General features: G+C 73.6%; 17 protein-coding genes and 1 riboswitch. Of the genes, 6 read left to right on the forward strand and 11 right to left on the reverse strand.

The window, feature by feature from the left end:
• Positions 1-6 precede the first annotated feature (6 nt).
• The 4 genes from ACZ4VA_RS17020 to ACZ4VA_RS17035 are packed head-to-tail and all read right to left on the reverse strand — an operon-like array spanning position 7 to position 1,804.
• Positions 7-705 carry a DUF6286 domain-containing protein gene (locus ACZ4VA_RS17020; protein ID WP_355795187.1) on the reverse strand — a complete coding sequence of 233 codons (699 nt, stop codon included), beginning with the start codon at positions 703-705 and terminating at the stop codon, positions 7-9.
• Complete coding sequence (locus tag ACZ4VA_RS17025) at positions 702-1,085, reverse strand: Asp23/Gls24 family envelope stress response protein (RefSeq protein ID WP_356239195.1); 384 nt, start codon at positions 1,083-1,085, stop codon at positions 702-704. Before ACZ4VA_RS17025 ends, ACZ4VA_RS17020 begins: the two co-directional genes overlap by 4 nt.
• Positions 1,086-1,088: 3 nt before the next feature.
• Positions 1,089-1,274 carry a hypothetical protein gene (locus ACZ4VA_RS17030; protein WP_355795692.1) on the reverse strand — a complete coding sequence of 62 codons (186 nt, stop codon included), beginning with the start codon at positions 1,272-1,274 and terminating at the stop codon, positions 1,089-1,091.
• 32 nt (positions 1,275-1,306) lie between these two features.
• On the reverse strand, positions 1,307-1,804 hold the full coding sequence (locus ACZ4VA_RS17035; protein ID WP_355795689.1) for an Asp23/Gls24 family envelope stress response protein: 498 nt from the start codon (positions 1,802-1,804) through the stop codon (positions 1,307-1,309).
• An 87-nt stretch (positions 1,805-1,891) separates the two neighbouring features.
• Here ACZ4VA_RS17035 and ACZ4VA_RS17040 point away from each other — a divergent pair, with 87 nt between their 5' ends.
• Positions 1,892-2,632 carry a nucleopolyhedrovirus P10 family protein gene (locus tag ACZ4VA_RS17040; protein WP_356239192.1) on the forward strand — a complete coding sequence of 247 codons (741 nt, stop codon included), beginning with the start codon at positions 1,892-1,894 and terminating at the stop codon, positions 2,630-2,632.
• 488 nt (positions 2,633-3,120) lie between these two features.
• Here ACZ4VA_RS17040 and ACZ4VA_RS17045 read toward each other — a convergent pair whose 3' ends face one another.
• The 4 genes from ACZ4VA_RS17045 to ACZ4VA_RS17060 all read right to left on the reverse strand — a co-directional run bounded on the left by ACZ4VA_RS17045 (position 3,121) and on the right by ACZ4VA_RS17060 (position 7,149).
• On the reverse strand, positions 3,121-3,912 hold the full coding sequence (locus tag ACZ4VA_RS17045; RefSeq protein WP_356174080.1) for an enoyl-CoA hydratase/isomerase family protein: 792 nt from the start codon (positions 3,910-3,912) through the stop codon (positions 3,121-3,123).
• A 132-nt stretch (positions 3,913-4,044) separates the two neighbouring features.
• Entirely contained in the window at positions 4,045-4,266 is a 222-nt protein-coding gene (locus tag ACZ4VA_RS17050; protein WP_006123601.1) for a helix-turn-helix domain-containing protein, read from the reverse strand.
• Positions 4,267-4,639: 373 nt separating this feature from the next.
• A complete protein-coding gene (locus tag ACZ4VA_RS17055) occupies positions 4,640-6,238 on the reverse strand; it encodes an ABC-F family ATP-binding cassette domain-containing protein (protein WP_355781407.1) in 1,599 nt (532 codons plus the stop codon).
• Between the two features lie 92 nt (positions 6,239-6,330).
• Positions 6,331-7,149, reverse strand: a complete 819-nt coding sequence (locus ACZ4VA_RS17060; protein ID WP_468081865.1) for a hypothetical protein — start codon at positions 7,147-7,149, stop codon at positions 6,331-6,333.
• Between the two features lie 199 nt (positions 7,150-7,348).
• Here ACZ4VA_RS17060 and ypfJ point away from each other — a divergent pair, with 199 nt between their 5' ends.
• The gene (gene ypfJ / locus ACZ4VA_RS17065; RefSeq protein WP_468081867.1) at positions 7,349-8,239 is read left to right on the forward strand and encodes a KPN_02809 family neutral zinc metallopeptidase; all 891 of its coding nucleotides are present in this window, start codon (positions 7,349-7,351) and stop codon (positions 8,237-8,239) included.
• 198 nt (positions 8,240-8,437) lie between these two features.
• On the forward strand, positions 8,438-8,851 hold the full coding sequence (locus tag ACZ4VA_RS17070) for a VOC family protein (RefSeq protein ID WP_355781399.1): 414 nt from the start codon (positions 8,438-8,440) through the stop codon (positions 8,849-8,851).
• A gap of 7 nt (positions 8,852-8,858) precedes the next feature.
• Here the strand turns inward: ACZ4VA_RS17070 and ACZ4VA_RS17075 are convergent, their stop codons facing one another.
• The 3 genes from ACZ4VA_RS17075 to ACZ4VA_RS17085 all read right to left on the reverse strand — a co-directional run bounded on the left by ACZ4VA_RS17075 (position 8,859) and on the right by ACZ4VA_RS17085 (position 13,230).
• Positions 8,859-10,265, reverse strand: coding sequence for a hypothetical protein (locus ACZ4VA_RS17075; RefSeq protein ID WP_356174071.1), 1,407 nt, complete (start codon positions 10,263-10,265; stop codon positions 8,859-8,861).
• Positions 10,266-11,083: 818 nt separating this feature from the next.
• A complete protein-coding gene (locus ACZ4VA_RS17080; protein ID WP_356174070.1) occupies positions 11,084-12,211 on the reverse strand; it encodes an alpha/beta hydrolase family protein in 1,128 nt (375 codons plus the stop codon).
• A 185-nt stretch (positions 12,212-12,396) separates the two neighbouring features.
• Positions 12,397-13,230 (reverse strand): class II aldolase/adducin family protein, encoded by an 834-nt coding sequence (locus ACZ4VA_RS17085; RefSeq protein ID WP_452921288.1) that lies wholly within the window; start codon positions 13,228-13,230, stop codon positions 12,397-12,399.
• Between the two features lie 214 nt (positions 13,231-13,444).
• Between ACZ4VA_RS17085 and ACZ4VA_RS17090 the strand changes: the two genes are divergently transcribed.
• From ACZ4VA_RS17090 to ACZ4VA_RS17100, 3 genes are all read left to right on the forward strand, one after another.
• A complete protein-coding gene (locus ACZ4VA_RS17090; protein WP_356173554.1) occupies positions 13,445-14,185 on the forward strand; it encodes a lysozyme in 741 nt (246 codons plus the stop codon).
• 168 nt (positions 14,186-14,353) lie between these two features.
• On the forward strand, positions 14,354-15,592 hold the full coding sequence (locus ACZ4VA_RS17095; RefSeq protein ID WP_356173551.1) for an inorganic phosphate transporter: 1,239 nt from the start codon (positions 14,354-14,356) through the stop codon (positions 15,590-15,592).
• A 12-nt stretch (positions 15,593-15,604) separates the two neighbouring features.
• Positions 15,605-15,826, forward strand: a complete 222-nt coding sequence (locus ACZ4VA_RS17100) for a hypothetical protein (protein WP_355793092.1) — start codon at positions 15,605-15,607, stop codon at positions 15,824-15,826.
• A gap of 137 nt (positions 15,827-15,963) precedes the next feature.
• Positions 15,964-16,106, forward strand: a riboswitch (cobalamin riboswitch).
• Positions 16,107-16,162: the final 56 nt, after the last annotated feature.

The raw sequence follows: 16,162 nt of genomic DNA on the forward strand, positions 1-16,162 counted from the left end.
CCTCACCTATCCCTTCCGGCCGGGACGCCCGACGCGCACCGACAGTCCGGGCTGCCGGGCGAGCCCGAGCCCCCGGATGCCGTCGGTCAGCGTGGCGTCCAAGTCGGCGCGTACGTCGTCGAGTTCACGGAAGTGGGAGACCGCGCGGACGTCGACCTTGCGGCGCTTGACCCGCACCTTGGCCGAGCGCACCCCGGAGACGTCCATGGCCCGGTCCCGCAGCACCATGGCGGCCGCGTCCCGGTGCAGCCCGGCACGGACGTCGGTGTGGGCGCGCCGCATCGGCAGCACGCGGCGCAGACCCGGGGTCAGGGCGAGGACGAGCAGCCACAGGCCGAGGGCCGCGGCGACCCCGGCGGCCACCAGCACCCAGGTGTCGTCCAGCGGGCGTTCGTCGAGCTGACGGGCCAGCCACCGGCGCCACTGCATGGCGGGGCGGTCGGCGCGTACGGCCACGATGTCGTAGAGGAGCAGGCCGGTGCCCGCGAGGACGAGCAGCGCCAGGATCCCGGCAGGCACCCGGCGCGCGGACCAGAAGCGGCCGGCGCGGCCGCCCTCGCCGTCGAGGGTGGGCTGGGGCTCGTGGTCGGCCGCGGAGGCGGACCGGCCCGGTCCGCCGTCCGTCCCCTCCTCGGTGTCCTTCTCCAGGACGGGCAGCCGTCGGGTGCTTCCCGACGGGTCGTCGTGGTCCCGGGGCTCGCTCACTGCGTCCTCCCCTGTGCCGCTCCGTACGCCTGTGCCGGATGCAGCCGCTCCACGTGGACGGCGACCTCCGGCACCTCGAATCCCGCCAGTGCGTGTACCCGCTGGGCGACGTGACGACGCACCGCCCGGCACTGGCCGCCGATGTCCGAGGGGTAGTGGAGTTCGAGGCTGATCCTTACGCGGGCGATCTCGTGGTGCAGGGCCACCGAGGCGTGCGGGCGCCCGGCGTCGGCGGGCGGCGCGTCCAGCGCCTCCCGGGCCGCCTGCGAGGCGATCTTCGCCACGACCCGGTCGGCGATTTTCGTAGCACCCCGCTCGGCCGCCGCGACGGCCTGCACGGGCTTTCGGGTCTCACCGAGCCGGCTGGACTGGGACGGCACGCGTCACCGCCGCCGGTCGTCGCGGCTGCGGATGAAATCGTTCAGGTCCAGGTCGCCCTCCAGAAATTTCCCGACCACGAAGCCGACGGCCCCGAGAGCCGCTACCAGCAGGAAGGCCCCGAAACCGCCGAAATACCCGGCGAAGGCCAGCGCCATACCGGCGATCATGCCGATCACGGCCACACTCATGTGCGCTCCTCAACAGTCCGGGTATCCGGCATTCACTGCAGCCGGGACTCCGGCTCCTCGTCCTCCTCGTCCGGCAGCTTCACGTCGCTGACGGCGATGTTGACCTCGACGACCTCGAGCCCGGTCATGCGCTCGACGGCCGCGACCACGTTCTCCCTCACGTCACGGGCCACGTCCGCGATCGACACGCCGTACTCGACGACGATCTCCAGGTCGAGCGCGGTCTGCACCTCGCCGACCTCGGCCTTGACCCCACGGGTGACGGACTTGCCGCTGCCGCCGCCGGGCACCCGGTCGCGCATGGCCCCGAAGGTCCTGCTCATGCCGCTGCCCATGGCGTGCACGCCGAGTACGTCGCGGGCCGCGAGGCCGGCGATCTTCTCCACCACTCCGTCGGCGATGGTCGTACGGCCCCGGGCACCCGGGTCCCCGCCACCACGCCTGGTCACGTTCTCCTTGCGCGTCTGCGTGCTTCCGACGGACTCGCCCTGGGGGTTGTCCGGCCTGTTCCGCTCCGTCATGTCGGTCATCGCCGTATGTCCCTTTCGTTCGTCCTTCTTCACCCACAGTAAGCGGGGTTGCGTGGTCTCGCGCCGGGGATGCGGCAGTCTGGAGGAATGACGGCGGACCGATGGACGCAGGCGGTACGGAATCAGCTGGGGCTCGGCAGGCTGCTGCCGCTGGGCAGCGCGCGCGACGGGGCGTGGATCACGGAGGCCGCGGCCGACACGGTGCTGCGGCGGGCGGCGGCCCCCGTGGGCGGTGTCCGGCTCGGCAAGCTCAGGCTCGCGCTCGCCGACCCCGACCAGGTGTACGACGCCGCGGTGCCGGCGCCGCCCAGTGCCCTGCCGCCGGGTCCCCTGCGCGTGGACGCGGAGTTCCTGGCCTGGGCGGACCCGACGGCACCGGGGGCGGAGCCCCTGCCGACGACGGCGGCCCGGCTGCGGTCGGCGCTGCTCGCGGCGGCGACGGAGAGGCTCGGGCTGCGGGTCGCCGAGGTGGACCTGCGGGTGACGGGGCTCCTGGAGGACGGGGAGGCGCCCGCGGCGGCCGAGGCCGAGCGGCGGCCCGCGGCCGTGCCGGCGGACGGCGAGGAGTCCGTCGCGGGCGCTGCCGCACTGGCCGTTCCGGGCGTCGCCCGTCTGACGGACGTACTGGGCCGTCCGGTGCACATCGAGGACCGGACGGGTGACACGGCGGACGGCGGCGCCGCGCTGCCGCGCCGCCACGTCCGCGTCGAGATCGCGGTCACGGCGGACGCGCGCGCGCTCGACACCGCCCGCGGCGTCCGCGCCGCGGTGACGGACGCCCTGCCGGACCACCCGTCGGTGGCGGTCCTGGTCACAGCGACGGACTGAGCCCGACACCGACGGTGCCCTCGGCCCGTCCACCCGTTCCGAGCACGGGAGGAACGAACAGCAGCGAGCCGCCGCCGCCCCGTCCCCGGCACAGGCCGGGGCGGACAGCTCGCACAGCGCCCCACAGCCCAGTCACGGGCGTAGGGCAGCGCCGCCGTCCGCCCCCCGGCACGGAACCGGGCGGACAACTCGTGCAGCCCCGCCCAGACCCGCGCGGGAGACGCGGACAACCCCGAGGCACCGCCGATCCGCCCCCGGCACGCAACGGGCGGACAGCTCAGGCGCCCGCCACCCAGACCCTGGCAGGAGACGGGGACAAGCCGAGGCACCGCCCGCCCCGGCTCGGGGCGTCTACAGCTCGCGAGACGGCTCGCCCAGGCCTGGGCGTGGCCGGCGTAGACAGGCCCTTGACCCCGCGCTCGGACGGCGGTCGGCCGGAGGAGCCCCGTAGGCCAGGCGAGTGGACGGGCCGCGGTTGCTCGGGCGGGTCAGTCGCCGGTGCCGGCCAGGTCGCGGAGGCGGCGGGCCTGGGCGGCGCGCTCGGCCGTGCGCTGGTCCTCGTAGGACCGTCCCTGCGCCCCCCGCAGCAACGCCTTCGTCTCGATGACGGCGTCACGCGGCGCCGCCAGCAGCGCGGCGGTCAGGTCCCGGACGGCGGCGTCGAGCTGCTCGGCCGGCACGCGGAGGTTGGCGAGGCCCGTGCGCTCGGCCTCCTCGGCGGAGACGGAGCGTCCCGTCGCGCAGATCTCCAGTGCGCGGGCGTACCCCACGAGGTGCACCAGCGGGTGCGTACCGGTGAGGTCGGGCACGAGGCCGAGGCTGGTCTCGCGCATGGCGAACTCCGCGTCGTCGGCGACGACGCGCAGGTCGCAGGCGAGCGCGAGCTGGAAACCCGCCCCGATGGCGTGCCCCTGGACGGCGGCGACGGAGACGATGTCGCTGCGCCGCCACCAGGTGAACGCCTCCTGGTACTCGGCGATGGTCGCGTCGAGATCGGCGTCGGAGCCACGCGCGAGGTCGATGAACGACGGCTCGCCGTCGAAGCCCTCGGGCGTGAACGCCTGCCGGTCCAGCCCCGCGGAGAAGGACTTGCCCTCGGCGCGGAGCACGACGACCCGGACGGTGCCCGGCAGTGACCGCCCGGCTTGCGTCAACGCCCGCCACAGAGCAGGACTCTGGGCGTTGCGCTTGGCCGGATTGGTCAGCGTCACCGTGGCGACTGCCTCGTCGACGGTGAGCCGTACGCCGTCCTTGTCGAGTACCGGGTCGAGCGAAGCCATGGGAAGCCTCCGATGAGTGCGGTCACAGAGGATGCCGTACGACGGCACCCTTAAGTGACTGCACAGTAACCACCCGGTCGATCGGCTGACCGACCGGGTGGCCACCACCGAAGCCGATGGGGACGCCCGGCCTCAGGCCGAAGCGGCCTTCTTGCCCCGCGTCGCACCGCCACGTCCACGGAGCGTGACGCCCGACTCACTGAGCATCCGGTGCACGAAGCCATACGAGCGACCGGTTTCTTCGGCCAGCGCCCGGATGCTCGCACCGGAGTCGTACTTCTTCTTCAGGTCTGCCGCGAGCTTGTCGCGCGCGGCGCCGGTAACCCGGCTGCCCTTCTTCAGAGTCTCGGCCACCCGTGCCTCCTCATGGGAAGTGCGCTCTGGACTTCTCATGATCACCCCTTCCGCGCTTCATGGCCACCCATTCGGCAAGGTCCGTAAGACAAGGTTTTGACGACAGGAGCCCGTCCCCACGAGCGGAACGCCAGCTTCCGCACACTCGTCCGCAAGGGGTCGAACGGGTTCGTCCACGAAGCAGCAGGTCAGCGACGCGAGACGGCCGAGCCCCCGGGAACCGGGGACTCGGCCGTGAAATCGATGTAGGACACACCTCGGTATGAGGAGATCTCACACAGATGATGGATCACGGATCGGCCGAATGATCCATACGCAGTGGATCAGTCATTCGATCAACGCGGGCTGACGCGGGCGGCGTCCCCGCCGGGGGTCACGCCAGGGCGACCAGGTCCGCGTAGTCGGAGCCCCACAGGTCCTCGACGCCGTCGGGCAGCAGGATGATCCGCTCCGGCTGGAGGGCCTCCACCGCGCCCTCGTCGTGGGTGACGAGGACGACCGCGCCCTTGTAGGTGCGCAGCGCGCCGAGGATCTCCTCGCGGCTGGCGGGGTCGAGGTTGTTCGTCGGCTCGTCGAGCAGCAGGACGTTCGCGGAGGAGACCACGAGGGTGGCGAGCGCCAGCCGGGTCTTCTCGCCGCCGGACAGCACCCCGGCCGGCTTGTCGACGTCGTCGCCGGAGAACAGGAACGAGCCGAGCGTCTTGCGGACCTCGACCAGGTCCAGGTCGGGGGCGGCGGAGCGCATGTTCTCCAGGACCGTGCGCTCCGGGTCGAGGGTCTCGTGCTCCTGCGCGTAGTAGCCGAGCTTGAGGCCGTGCCCCTCGATGACCTGGCCGGTGTCGGGCTTCTCGGCGCCGCCGAGCAGCCGCAGGAGGGTCGTCTTGCCGGCGCCGTTCAGCCCGAGGATCACGACGCGGGAGCCCTTGTCGATGGCGAGGTCGACATCGGTGAAGATCTCCAGCGAGCCGTACGACTTCGACAGGCCTTCGGCCATCAGCGGGGTCTTGCCGCAGGGCGCGGGCTCCGGGAAGCGCAGCTTGGCGACCTTGTCGGACTTCCGCTCGGCCTCCAGGCCCGCGAGCAGCTTGTCGGCGCGGCGGGCCATGTTCTGCGCGGCGACGGTCTTGGTGGCCTTGGCGCGCATCTTGTCGGCCTGCGAGTGCAGCGCGGACGCCTTCTTCTCGGCGTTCTGCCGCTCGCGCTTGCGGCGCTTCTCGTCGGCCTCGCGCTGCTGCTGGTAGAGCTTCCAGCCCATGTTGTAGACGTCGATCTGGGCGCGGTTGGCGTCGAGGTAGAAGACCTTGTTCACGACCGTCTCGACCAGGTCGACGTCGTGGGAGATGACGATGAAGCCGCCGCGGTAGGTCTTCAGGTAGTCACGCAGCCAGACGATGGAGTCGGCGTCGAGGTGGTTCGTCGGCTCGTCGAGGAGCAGCGTGTCCGCGTCCGAGAACAGGATGCGGGCCAGCTCGATACGGCGGCGCTGACCTCCGGAGAGCGTGTGCAGGGGCTGGGCGAGCACGCGGTCGGGCAGGTTGAGCGCGGCGGCGATGGTGGCGGCCTCGGCCTCGGCGGAGTACCCGCCCTTGGTGAGGAATTCCGTCTCCTGGCGCTCGTACTGCCGCAGGGCCTTCTCGCGGGTGGCGCCGGCGCCGTTCGCGATGCGCTGCTCGTTCTCCCGCATCTTGCGGATCAGGGTGTCCAGGCCGCGGGCGGAGAGGATGCGGTCGCGGGCGAGCACGTCGAGGTCGCCGGTGCGCGGGTCCTGCGGGAGGTAGCCGACCTCGCCCGAGCGGGTGACGGCGCCCGCTGCGGGGATGCCCTGACCTGCGAGGACCTTGGTGAGCGTGGTCTTGCCCGCGCCATTGCGGCCGACCAGGCCGATGCGGTCGCCCTTGGCGATGCGGAAGGTGGCGGACTCGATGAGGACACGGGCGCCGGCGCGCAGCTCGATACCGGAGGCGGAGATCACGGACAGACTCCTGGGCAGGGTCGTTGGCGGACTGGACGGCTGATGACGAATCCCGCCGTCTAATGCGCGAGGAGAATGGCCATGGGCCAAGTCTAACGGGACCGTGCAACCACTTTTCCGGTGTACGGGTGTTCGGCGCCCTGCCTGCCGTTGCCCAGCGGCGTCCGGCCGGGGGTGATCCGGCCGAGGTCGTCGACGGCGACGATCTGCTCGGTCCAGGGGGCGTCGGCGGCGCAGGGCTGCGCGACCAGCAGCGTTCCTCGGCTGTGCGCGGCCCGTCCGGGGGTGAAGGCGCAGCCGGCCGGGGCCGGCAGGGTCCAGCGCAGGTCGCCGTCGGCGGTGCGGTAGGCGGCGATGCGCTCCGGGGTGAGGACGGCCAGCATGCGGGCCCCGGGGTCGAGGGTCCGCAGGACGCCCCGTCCCCCGTAGGCGGCGAGCCAGCCGGCGGCCCCGGGGAGGGCGCGGTGCCAGCGGACCGCGCGGCCGTCGGACCGGGTGTCGGTGACCAGTCCGTCGTCCCAGAGCGCGATCGCGTGCACGCGCGCGTGGAGGACGGCGAGGGGGCGGCGCCCGTCGCGGGTGTGGGTCCAGCGCGCGCGGCCCGTCTCCGCGTCGCGGGCCTGCACGGCGGCCCGGCCGGTCCGCAGCCGGATCTGCGTCGCGTGCTCCACGCGCGCGTGGACGGTGAGGCGGTCCCCGTAGGGGGCCGGCCGGGCCCGGTGGGCCGCCGCCAGCAGCAGGACCGCCGCGAGGACGGCGACGGCGGGGGGCAGGAGACGGCGGGAGATTCGCCGATCGGTTCGGGGGTACCGGGGATGCGCCGTGGCGGTCGCCCGGCTGGACACGGTGAGCGGTCCTCCGTAGGGGGTGGCCTGGTCCGGCTCTGTCGCCTTGATCGGCGGTACGACCACCCTTGCCCCCTGCGGTTGCCCCGGCCCACGGATCAGGCGCAGAGCGTAGGCGGGAGCGGGTGCGGGGGCGCCGGGACACGACGTGCGGGCGGGGCGTGTCGCCCGTTCGGACGTCCGCCCGACGCCGCGGTCAGCGGTGCCGCTAAAGAATGCGGCCACGGAACGACGTACACAGACGTACACAAAGGGTGGTGCGCGCATGCAGTTCGACGACGACGCCGGCCTGGACACCTCCGAGGTGCAGGACGTGCGCGGCAGCCGGATCCCCAGCGGCGGAGCGACCATCGGGGGTGGCGTCGTCGGCGTGATCGCGCTGCTGCTCGGCCTGTTCTTCGGGGTGGGTCCGGACCAGCTGGGCCTCTCGTCGGACGGCGACGAGCCCTCGGCGACCGCCTCGTCCCTCGACGAGGTAAGCCAGGACTGCCACACGGGGCGGGACGCGAACACCAAGGACGACTGCCGGGTCGTCGCGGTGGTCAACAGCGTGCAGGACTACTGGGCGCAGGAGTTCGAGCGCCGCGGCGAGACGTACACGTCGTCGCGGACGGTGCTGTTCAGCCAGCGGGTCGGTACCGCGTGCGGGAACGCGACCTCGGCCGTCGGGCCCTTCTACTGCCCGGGCGACCGCAAGGTGTTCCTGGACCTGGACTTCTTCGGGGAGCTGCGGACGCGGTTCGGCGCGAGCGGCGGGCCGTTCGCGCAGGCGTACGTGATCGCCCACGAGTACGGACACCATGTGCAGGACCTGACGGGGACGCTGGACAAGTCGCAGGACGGGCGTACCGGCGCGAACAGCAACTCGGTGCGGGTGGAGCTCCAGGCCGACTGCTACGCCGGCGTGTGGGCGCACCACGCGACCACCGCGAAGGACGAGTCGACCGGCAGGCCGCTGATCACCAGCCTGACCGACGCCGACATCACCGACGGCCTGGACGCGGCGGCGGCCGTCGGTGACGACCGGATCCAGGAGAAGTTCCAGGGCCGGGTGTCCCCGGAGTCGTGGACGCACGGCTCGTCCGAGCAGCGGCAGCAGTGGTTCCGGCAGGGCTACCGCACCGGCGACATGGCCCGGTGCGACACCTTCCGCTGACTGCTTCTCCCACGGCGGGCGCCTTCCGCTGACCCCTTCCGCGGCGGGCGCTGTCCTTCGACGACCTCTCCCGCAGCGCCCCCGCCGGCCCACGAGGCGGGGGCGCGGTCCTGTGCGCTCGGCGGGGCGTTGTCAGTGGTCGGTGCGAGACTGTGGAGCAGGTCACATTCGGCGCCGAGACGAGAGGGCGTGGTCGGCATGGCAGGCACGGACGGCGGCCGCCCGAGCATCTACCCGACACTGCTGTACGCGGACGCGAAGAAGGCCATCAGACAGCTCACGGACGCCTTCGGCTTCACGGAACTGTCGGTGTACGAGGGCGAGGACGGCACGGTGCTGCACGCCGAGCTGGCGCAGGGCAACGGCGCGGTGATGCTGGGCTCCAAGGGCCGCGGCGGCGTCTTCGACGCGGCCATGAAGGACGCCGGGCCCGCGGGGGTGTACGTCGTGGTGGACGACGTGGACGCGCACCACCAGCAGGCCGTGGACCACGGCGCGGAGATACTGATGCCCCCGACGGACCAGGACTACGGCTCCCGGGACTACATGGCCCGGGACCTCGAGGGCAACATATGGAGCTTCGGGACGTACACCCCCGAGACCGGGGCCTGAGCCCGAGTCAGCTTCCCCCGGTGTGCACCTGGAAGGCGGCCCGGCGCACGGCCTTGGCGAGCGCCGGGTCCGGGTGGGCCGCGGCGAGCGCGACCAGGACCTGCACGGTGCGGGGGTGCCCGACCGCGCGGACCTCGTCGAGCAGCGCCGGGACGGTGGGCTGCACCGCGGACTCCAAGTGCCGTACCAGCAGCGGGGCTTCACCGTGGTCGGCGACGGCCGCCGCCGTGTCCACCCACAGCCAGGTGGCCTCCTCGCGGGTCAGCACCTCGTGCGCGTCCTCGGGGTCGTGGCCCTCGTGCTCGGCGAGCCACAGCAGCGCGTAGGGGCGCAGCGGGGTCTCGTCGGCGACGGTGCGCACGTCCGGTTCGGCGGGGGCGCCGACCACGCGCAGGGCCTCGAAGGCGAGGCCGCGCAGGAGGGCGTCCTCCCCGCGGGCCGCGTCGAGGAGTTCGGTGACGGCGCTGCCGACGGGGCGGGCGGCGAGCCAGGCCCGGTACTCGGCGCGGGCCGCGTTGGGCCGCAGTCGGGCGCAGCCGCGCAGCATGTCCTCGGCCGACTGCTCGATGTTCCCCGCGGGGCTCTGCGCGGCGACGCAGATCTGCTCCAGCTTGACCCAGACCGCCCAGCTGCCGAGCGGGGTGAGCGTGGCCTGTCCGTCGGCGCAGGTGAGCGCTCCCACGGAGGCGAGGGCGTGCAGGGCCCAGTCGAGGAGCGGGGCGAGCGGGGTGTCCGGGACCTCGGTTTCGGCCACCGGTCCGGGGCCGGGGCCGGGGCCGTACGGGATCTCGCAGCGCTCGGTGCGCAGTTCGGTGACGCGCTGTTCGAGCAGGTCCAGCAGTTGCGCCACGTCGACGGGGCCCGCGGACAGCTGGAGGAAGGAGAGCACCTGGGGCATCGCGGAGACGACCTCGGCGACGGCGGCGGGCTCGCGGTCCGTCGGCTCGGGATACGCGAGCGACCAGGCGTCGAAGAGGGCGACCCAGCCGCGCAGTACGGCGCTGTCGTCGCGGTTCCAGGCGCGCAGGCGCCAGCCGGGCCGTGCGCTGTTGCCGTGCACCTCGACGAGGCCCGCCAGGCGTGCGGTGTCCCAGTCGGCGCGGACCTGAGCGGGGGTCAGTCCCAGTTCGGCCGCGGCCCGTTCGGCGGTGGCCTCGGAGAGGGTGCCCTTGCCGTCGGGGGTCGCGCCGTCGCCTCCCGGGTGCAGCGCGGTGTCGGCCCAGCGGGCGACGCGGGCGGCGCCGGCCAGGCCGGCGCGCGCCATACGGGCCAGTTCCGCGGGCGCCGGCGTGCCCTCGGGCGGTCGGGGTGCGGGGCGGCGGGAGCGGCTCTGGGCCACCGCTCGGGGGGCGGCGGCCAGGGGCCGCGGGCGGACGAGTCGGAGCCTGGAGTCGCGCGGGTTACGGGACGTCACAGGTGCAGTCTTCCGGTTGACAGTCCGAAAACCCAAACGGAATGCCCTGAGGGCCGTTCGGGGAGGTCGCCGGGCGGGGTCCCCCGGGGGTGCGCGAGGGGTCCGGACGGGCCCTCACCCGGCATGCAAACGGAAGGGGACGGCACCCCGACGCAACGAGATGGCCGAAACCCGCCGGTCGGTCCGGGGCGCCCGACGGACGAGAGCGGGGCCGCCTGACCGGCGGGGCCGGGGCGCCTGCGGGACGCGTGCCGAGGGCAGCCTCCGGCGGTGGGCGAGTGCCCGGGGCCCGCGCGCCGGTCCGGGGCGTCCGGCCGAGGGCCCGGGGGCGCCTGCCGACGAATGCCGACGGCCCCCTCATGCGGGGGGGGCCGGGCCGCCGGCGGCCGACATCGGGACACCCTGTCGGCAGGTGCTGGGGCGCTTGGCGGACGAGCGCGGGGCCCCCTCAAGCGGGGGCCGGATGTCCGGCGGACGAGAGCTGAGCGGCCCTCAAGCGGGGGCCGGGCGTTCGGCTGGCGAGTGCCGAGGGCCCCTCAGGCGGCAGCCGGGTGCCCGGCGGGCGCGTGTCGAAGGGCCCGGCCGTCGGTCCGAAGCCCGGCCTACGAGTGCGGGGGCGCTCGGCCGATGGGTGCCGTGGCGCCTGCCGGAGGCGTGCCGAGGGCAGCCTCAGGCGGGGGCTGGGGGGGCCGGCGGGCGATACGCGGGGCACCCCAGCCCCCGTCAGTGGACCCCAGGGCGCCCCGCGCGTGAGTGTCGAGGCTCGTCAGGGGTGGCCGGGGTGACCCGGTGGGCGTGGGGTGGCCCGGCTTCGGGGGTCACATCAGGGGGGTGAGGAAGCGGCGGAGGGTCTCCTCGTAGTGGGCCGGGTCGGCGTTCCACATGGCGCCGTGCGGTGCGTGCCGGACGGTGTGCAGGGTGACGAGGTCGGGGCGCAGCGCCGCGAGCCGGCGCGAGGGACCCCAGGGGGCGATCACGTCGTCGGGGCCGTGCACCAGCAGGGTCGGGATGGTGAGCCGGGCCGGGTCCACGACCTCCCGGACGCGGTCGCCGTGCGGGCTGGTGCGCCCCTGGGCGGCGCGCACCGCGAGGGGCAGCAGCGCGGCGGGCGTGCGGCGGGCCGAGGCCAGCGCGCGCAGCGTCGTCTCCCAGCTGAGCACCGGCGAGTCCAGGACGAGTCCGGAGATGCGGTCGCGGAGCGCGGAGTGCGCGGCGGCGTGCAGGGCCATGGTGGCGCCGGTGGACCAGCCGTGGAGGACGACCTTCTCGGCGCCGTAGCGCACCGCGTAGCGGATGGCCGCGTCCAGGTCGCGCCACTCGGTCTCGCCGAGGTGGTTCAGCCCGTCCTGCGAGCGGGGTGCGCCGAGGTCGCCCCGGTAGGCGAGGTCGAGCACCGGCAGATGCTGGCGCTGGAGGAACGGCATGACGTTCATCGGGTGTTCGCGGGTGGTGCCGAGGCCGTGCACGGTGATCACCCAGGTGTCGCGGGCGCCGGGCACGAACCACGCGGGCAGGGCGCCGAGCTCGCCGGGCACGTCCACGTCGGCGTGCTCCAGGCCGAGGGCGCCGGCCGGGTCGCCCACGTACACGTTCGGGGTCAGCCAGACCTTGTCGCCGGGTTCCAGGGTGCCGTGCGTGACGCGTTCCAGGCGGCGTACGACCGTGTCCGCGGGGTGCGGGGCACCGTCCAGGACCGGGCCGACGACCGCGTGGGAGCCGTCGCCGCCGAGTCCGTACGTACCGGGGCGCAGTGAGGCCAGGGCGCGGGTGAGGGCGATCTGGCCCGCGGCCGTGGAGTGCACGGTGAGGCGGGGTTCGGTGGGCAGGGGGCGGCCCGGTGGCGCCTTCAGCGCGGCATCGCTGGCGTACCGGCCGGCGGCTACGGAGGCCGCGCCTGCGGCGAGGGCAACGGTGACGGCGGCGGCCGTCGCTTTGACAGTGCGCACCGCTCCAGTCTCCCGGGGGAGCCCGCTGTCGGCCAGCGGGCGGGTCCTCGGCGTTTTCGTCGGCCGGGGCCGCCGGCCGGATCTCGCGGGTGATCGCCCCGGGGTGCGGGCGCCCGCTCCGGGACCCCCCGTGAGGCCGCGGTGAGGTGGCCTCGGGGGAACTCTCGGTGCCGTCGGGAGGGACGTCAGCCCTGCCGCGGGTCCCGGTCCTCCTCGCGCGGCCGGCCGTAGTCGGCCAGCCGCCGGGTCGCCTCGGCCAGCTGGGCGGGGGCCAGGAGGGACGGGGTGAGGCCGGGGACGGAGGACGCGGTGAGCCAGACGCGGCACATCCACTCCAGCTGGGCCGTGCGGTCGTAGGCCTGGTCGAGGGTGGCGCCGTGGGCGACGGTGCCGTGGTTGCGCAGGAGGCAGGCCGAGCGGCCGGCGAGGGCCCGGAGCATGTTCTCGGCCAGTTCCTCGGTGCCGTACGTCGCGTACGGGGCGACGCGGACCGGGCCGCCGAGGGCGCCGGACATGTAGTGGATCAGCGGTAGCTCGTGCACGAGCGTCGAGACGGCCGTGGCGTGGACGGCGTGGGTGTGCACGACGGCGCGCGCGTCGGTGGTGCGGTAGACGGCGAGATGCATCGGCAGTTCGCTCGTCGGCGGGAGCGCGCCGCGCACCCGGCGGCCGTCGAGGGCGACGGCGACGAGGTCCGCGGGTGTCAGCCGGTCGTACGGCACGCCCGAGGGGGTGACCAGGACGGTGTCCCCCACGCGCACCGAGACGTTGCCCGACGTGCCGACGACCAGCCCGTCGGCCACGGTGCGGCGGGCCGTCGCCACGAGCTCGTCCCAGGCCGCCGCGAGCCGCTCCCCCGCGTCCTCGGCGTGCCGCACCCCAAGGTCCCCCGCGACCGGGTCCGTCGCGTGCACCCCGGTGGGGCCTCCCGGGGTCGGCGCCGTCCGGTCTCCCCCGTCGCCCCGGGTCCCGTCCCGCCCCGACCGGTCGTCCCGTGGGTCCCGCCGCTGTTCAGCCATGCCGCGATCCTGCCAGGACGGGCGCCCACCCGCGGCTGCCGACGGCACGGGTGTCCGCGCCGAACCCGCGCGGCCCGACGAGCAGTTGACCAACCACATCACCCACTGTCACCCCACGGACACGGATGGTCAAAGTGCCGCCGGTTTTCCAGTAGCCTCTGGGGGATTTGTCGTGGCGTGTCGTCATTCCGTCGCCATTTCCATGGGGGAGAGCATGGCCCGTGAGCACCACCCGTCCCGCCGCCGGGTCCGCGCGATCGCGGTCGCCGTGGCGGCGCTCGTGGCAGGCGGGGCCGCACTGGCCGGGGCGCCGGTGTCGGCGGCGGGCAAGCCGCGGGGACACGACGTCTCCTCGCACCAGAAGAACGTCGACTGGCCGGCCGCGAAGGCCGAGGGGGCCCGGTTCGTCTACGTGAAGGCGACCGAGTCGACCGGCTACCGGAACCCGTATTTCGGCCGCCAGTACGACGGCTCGCGCGCCGCGGGCCTCCTGCGCGGCGCGTACCACTTCGCCCTGCCGGACCGGTCGTCGGGTGGCGCGCAGGCGGCGTTCTTCGTACGCAACGGAGGCGCCTGGCGTCCGGACGGCTGGACGCTGCCGCCCGCGCTCGACATCGAGTACAACCCGTACGGGAGGAAGTGCTACGGCCTGGGCAGGGCCGCGATGGTGAGGTGGATCCGGGCGTTCAGCGACGGCGTCGAGCGGGCTACGGGCCGCCGGCCGGTGATCTACACGACGACGCACTGGTGGAACGACTGCACCGGCGCCAGCTCCGCCTTCGCCGCGGACCACGCGCTGTGGATCGCGCGTTACGACTCGGCGGACGCGGGGCCGCTGCCCGCGGGGTGGACGTACTGGACGTTCTGGCAGTACGACAACGGCGGCCGGCTGCCGGGTGACCAGAATCTCTTCAACGGGTCCCTGCGCGGACTGCGGACCTTCGCGAGGGGCTAGCGGAGCCCCATATTCCGCCTCTCTGCGGCCCTCGCACGCGCCAGTCGCACACAAGCGGAAGGGCGGCACGCCGATCGGGTCACCGCTCCGCCCGCCCCAGTTCATCTTCCGTTCACCCAGGTTGCCTACGTTCCACTTGCCACTGACGTCCAACAGAAGCCTGGGTAAATGGAACACATCACGCTTCTCCTCGGGATCGTGATCGTTACCGCTCTCGTGTTCGATTTCACGAACGGTTTCCACGACACTGCCAACGCGATGGCGACGACCATCTCGACCGGCGCTCTGAAGCCCAAGACGGCGGTGGCGATGTCCGCCGCGCTGAATCTCGTCGGCGCCTTCCTCTCCGTGGAGGTCGCCAAGACGATCTCCGGCGGCATCATCAACGAAGAGGGCATCCGCACCGAGGTCATATTCGCGGCGCTCGTCGGCGCCATCCTGTGGAATCTGCTGACCTGGCTCCTGGGTCTGCCCTCCAGCTCCTCCCACGCACTCTTCGGCGGCCTCATCGGCGCCGCGGTCATGTCGGCCGGCTGGTCGTCGGTGAACGGCTCGACCGTCGTCACCAAGGTGCTCATCCCCGCGGTCGCCGCGCCCGTCGTGGCCGGACTCGCCGCGATGCTCGCCACGCGACTGACGTACAAGATCGGCAGCCGCGCCGACGAGAAGGCGACCGCCAAGGGCTACCGCGCCGGCCAGATCGCCTCCGCGGGCCTGGTCTCGCTGGCCCACGGCACGAACGACGCGCAGAAGACGATGGGCATCATCACCCTCGCCCTGGTCACCGGCGGCGTGCTCGCGCCGGGCTCCAACCCTCCCACCTGGGTCATCGTCTCGGCCGGTATGGCCATCGCGCTCGGCACCTACCTCGGCGGCTGGCGCATCATCCGCACCATGGGCAAGGGCCTCACCGACCTCGCGCCGCCGCAGGGCTTCGCCGCCCAGACCAGCGCCGCCACGGTCATCCTGGCCTCCTCGCACCTGGGCTTCTCGCTCTCCACCACCCAGTCCTGCTCCGGCGCGGTCATGGGCTCCGGCCTCGGCCGCAAGGGCGGCGTCGTCCGCTGGTCGACCGCGACCCGCATGTTCATCGCCTGGGGCCTGACCCTGCCCGCCGCGGGGCTCGTCGGCGCCGGCGCCGAGTTCCTCACCCAGCAGGGCACCTGGGGCATCATCGCCACGGGCACGCTGCTCGTGGCCGGTGCCGGGGTCATCTGGACGCTCTCGCGCCGCCAGCCCGTCACCATGGACAACGTCAACGAGACCGACGCCGAGCCCGCGGGTGTCGTCACCACCGCGATCGCCGCGGTCACCCCGCCGCCGGCCGGCCCGGTCAGCCTGACGGCCACCATCCCGGCCCCGGACTCCGGTCCCTCCACCGAGCCCACCCGCCCGGCCACGGTCTAAGGAACGAACAGCATGCACATCGACTGGGCAGCCCTCGGCTCCGTGTTCGGAGTCAGCCTCGTGGTCACCGTGGCCCTCGTCGGCCTCTTCACCCTCGGCATCGTCGGCCTCACCAAGCGGGAGTCCGCCGGCGCGCAGGGCGGATCCGCCGCCCTCGCGGTCACCACCGCGTACGCCTGCTTCGCCGCCTGCGCGGCGGCGGTGGGGTACGGGATCTATCTGATCGTCGCCTGACGACCGGACAGAACCGGCGAAAGCCGAACAACGCGGCATCACTTCACGTGGGGTGCGGGACGGATCACCGTCCCGCACCCCACGTGCGTGTGGGCCTTCGCACACTCTCCCTCCGCAGGTCAACAGCAAGTTGACGGCTGTTCTGAGCCCGTGGTGGACTGCCGGAGCCAAGTACGGCGACTGGAGAGGAAGCCGGTGTGAATCCGGCGCGGTCCCGCCACTGTCACCGGGGAAGGAAGTCCCCCGGGAGCCAGGAACTCTCCCCGCCGGTCTCTTCGAACCAGGGCGCGGACACCCTGAGTGAGGACATATCGCCATGCGCGGCTGCCCGTTGCG

The organism is Streptomyces sp. NPDC028308 (assembly GCF_055565855.1).

Excerpts from the sequence above, each read along its gene's own strand:
- ACZ4VA_RS17030 (WP_355795692.1), bottom strand. The coding sequence starts at position 1,274 with ATGAGTGTGGCCGTGATCGGCATGATCGCCGGTATGGCGCTGGCCTTC.
- ACZ4VA_RS17035 (WP_355795689.1), bottom strand. The coding sequence starts at position 1,804 with ATGACCGACATGACGGAGCGGAACAGGCCGGACAACCCCCAGGGCGAG.
- ACZ4VA_RS17040 (WP_356239192.1), top strand. The coding sequence starts at position 1,892 with ATGACGGCGGACCGATGGACGCAGGCGGTACGGAATCAGCTGGGGCTC.
- ACZ4VA_RS17045 (WP_356174080.1), bottom strand. The coding sequence starts at position 3,912 with ATGGCTTCGCTCGACCCGGTACTCGACAAGGACGGCGTACGGCTCACC.
- ypfJ (WP_468081867.1), top strand. The coding sequence starts at position 7,349 with ATGCAGTTCGACGACGACGCCGGCCTGGACACCTCCGAGGTGCAGGAC.
- ACZ4VA_RS17070 (WP_355781399.1), top strand. The coding sequence starts at position 8,438 with ATGGCAGGCACGGACGGCGGCCGCCCGAGCATCTACCCGACACTGCTG.
- ACZ4VA_RS17085 (WP_452921288.1), bottom strand. The coding sequence starts at position 13,230 with ATGGCTGAACAGCGGCGGGACCCACGGGACGACCGGTCGGGGCGGGAC.
- ACZ4VA_RS17090 (WP_356173554.1), top strand. The coding sequence starts at position 13,445 with ATGGCCCGTGAGCACCACCCGTCCCGCCGCCGGGTCCGCGCGATCGCG.
- ACZ4VA_RS17095 (WP_356173551.1), top strand. The coding sequence starts at position 14,354 with ATGGAACACATCACGCTTCTCCTCGGGATCGTGATCGTTACCGCTCTC.
- ACZ4VA_RS17100 (WP_355793092.1), top strand. The coding sequence starts at position 15,605 with ATGCACATCGACTGGGCAGCCCTCGGCTCCGTGTTCGGAGTCAGCCTC.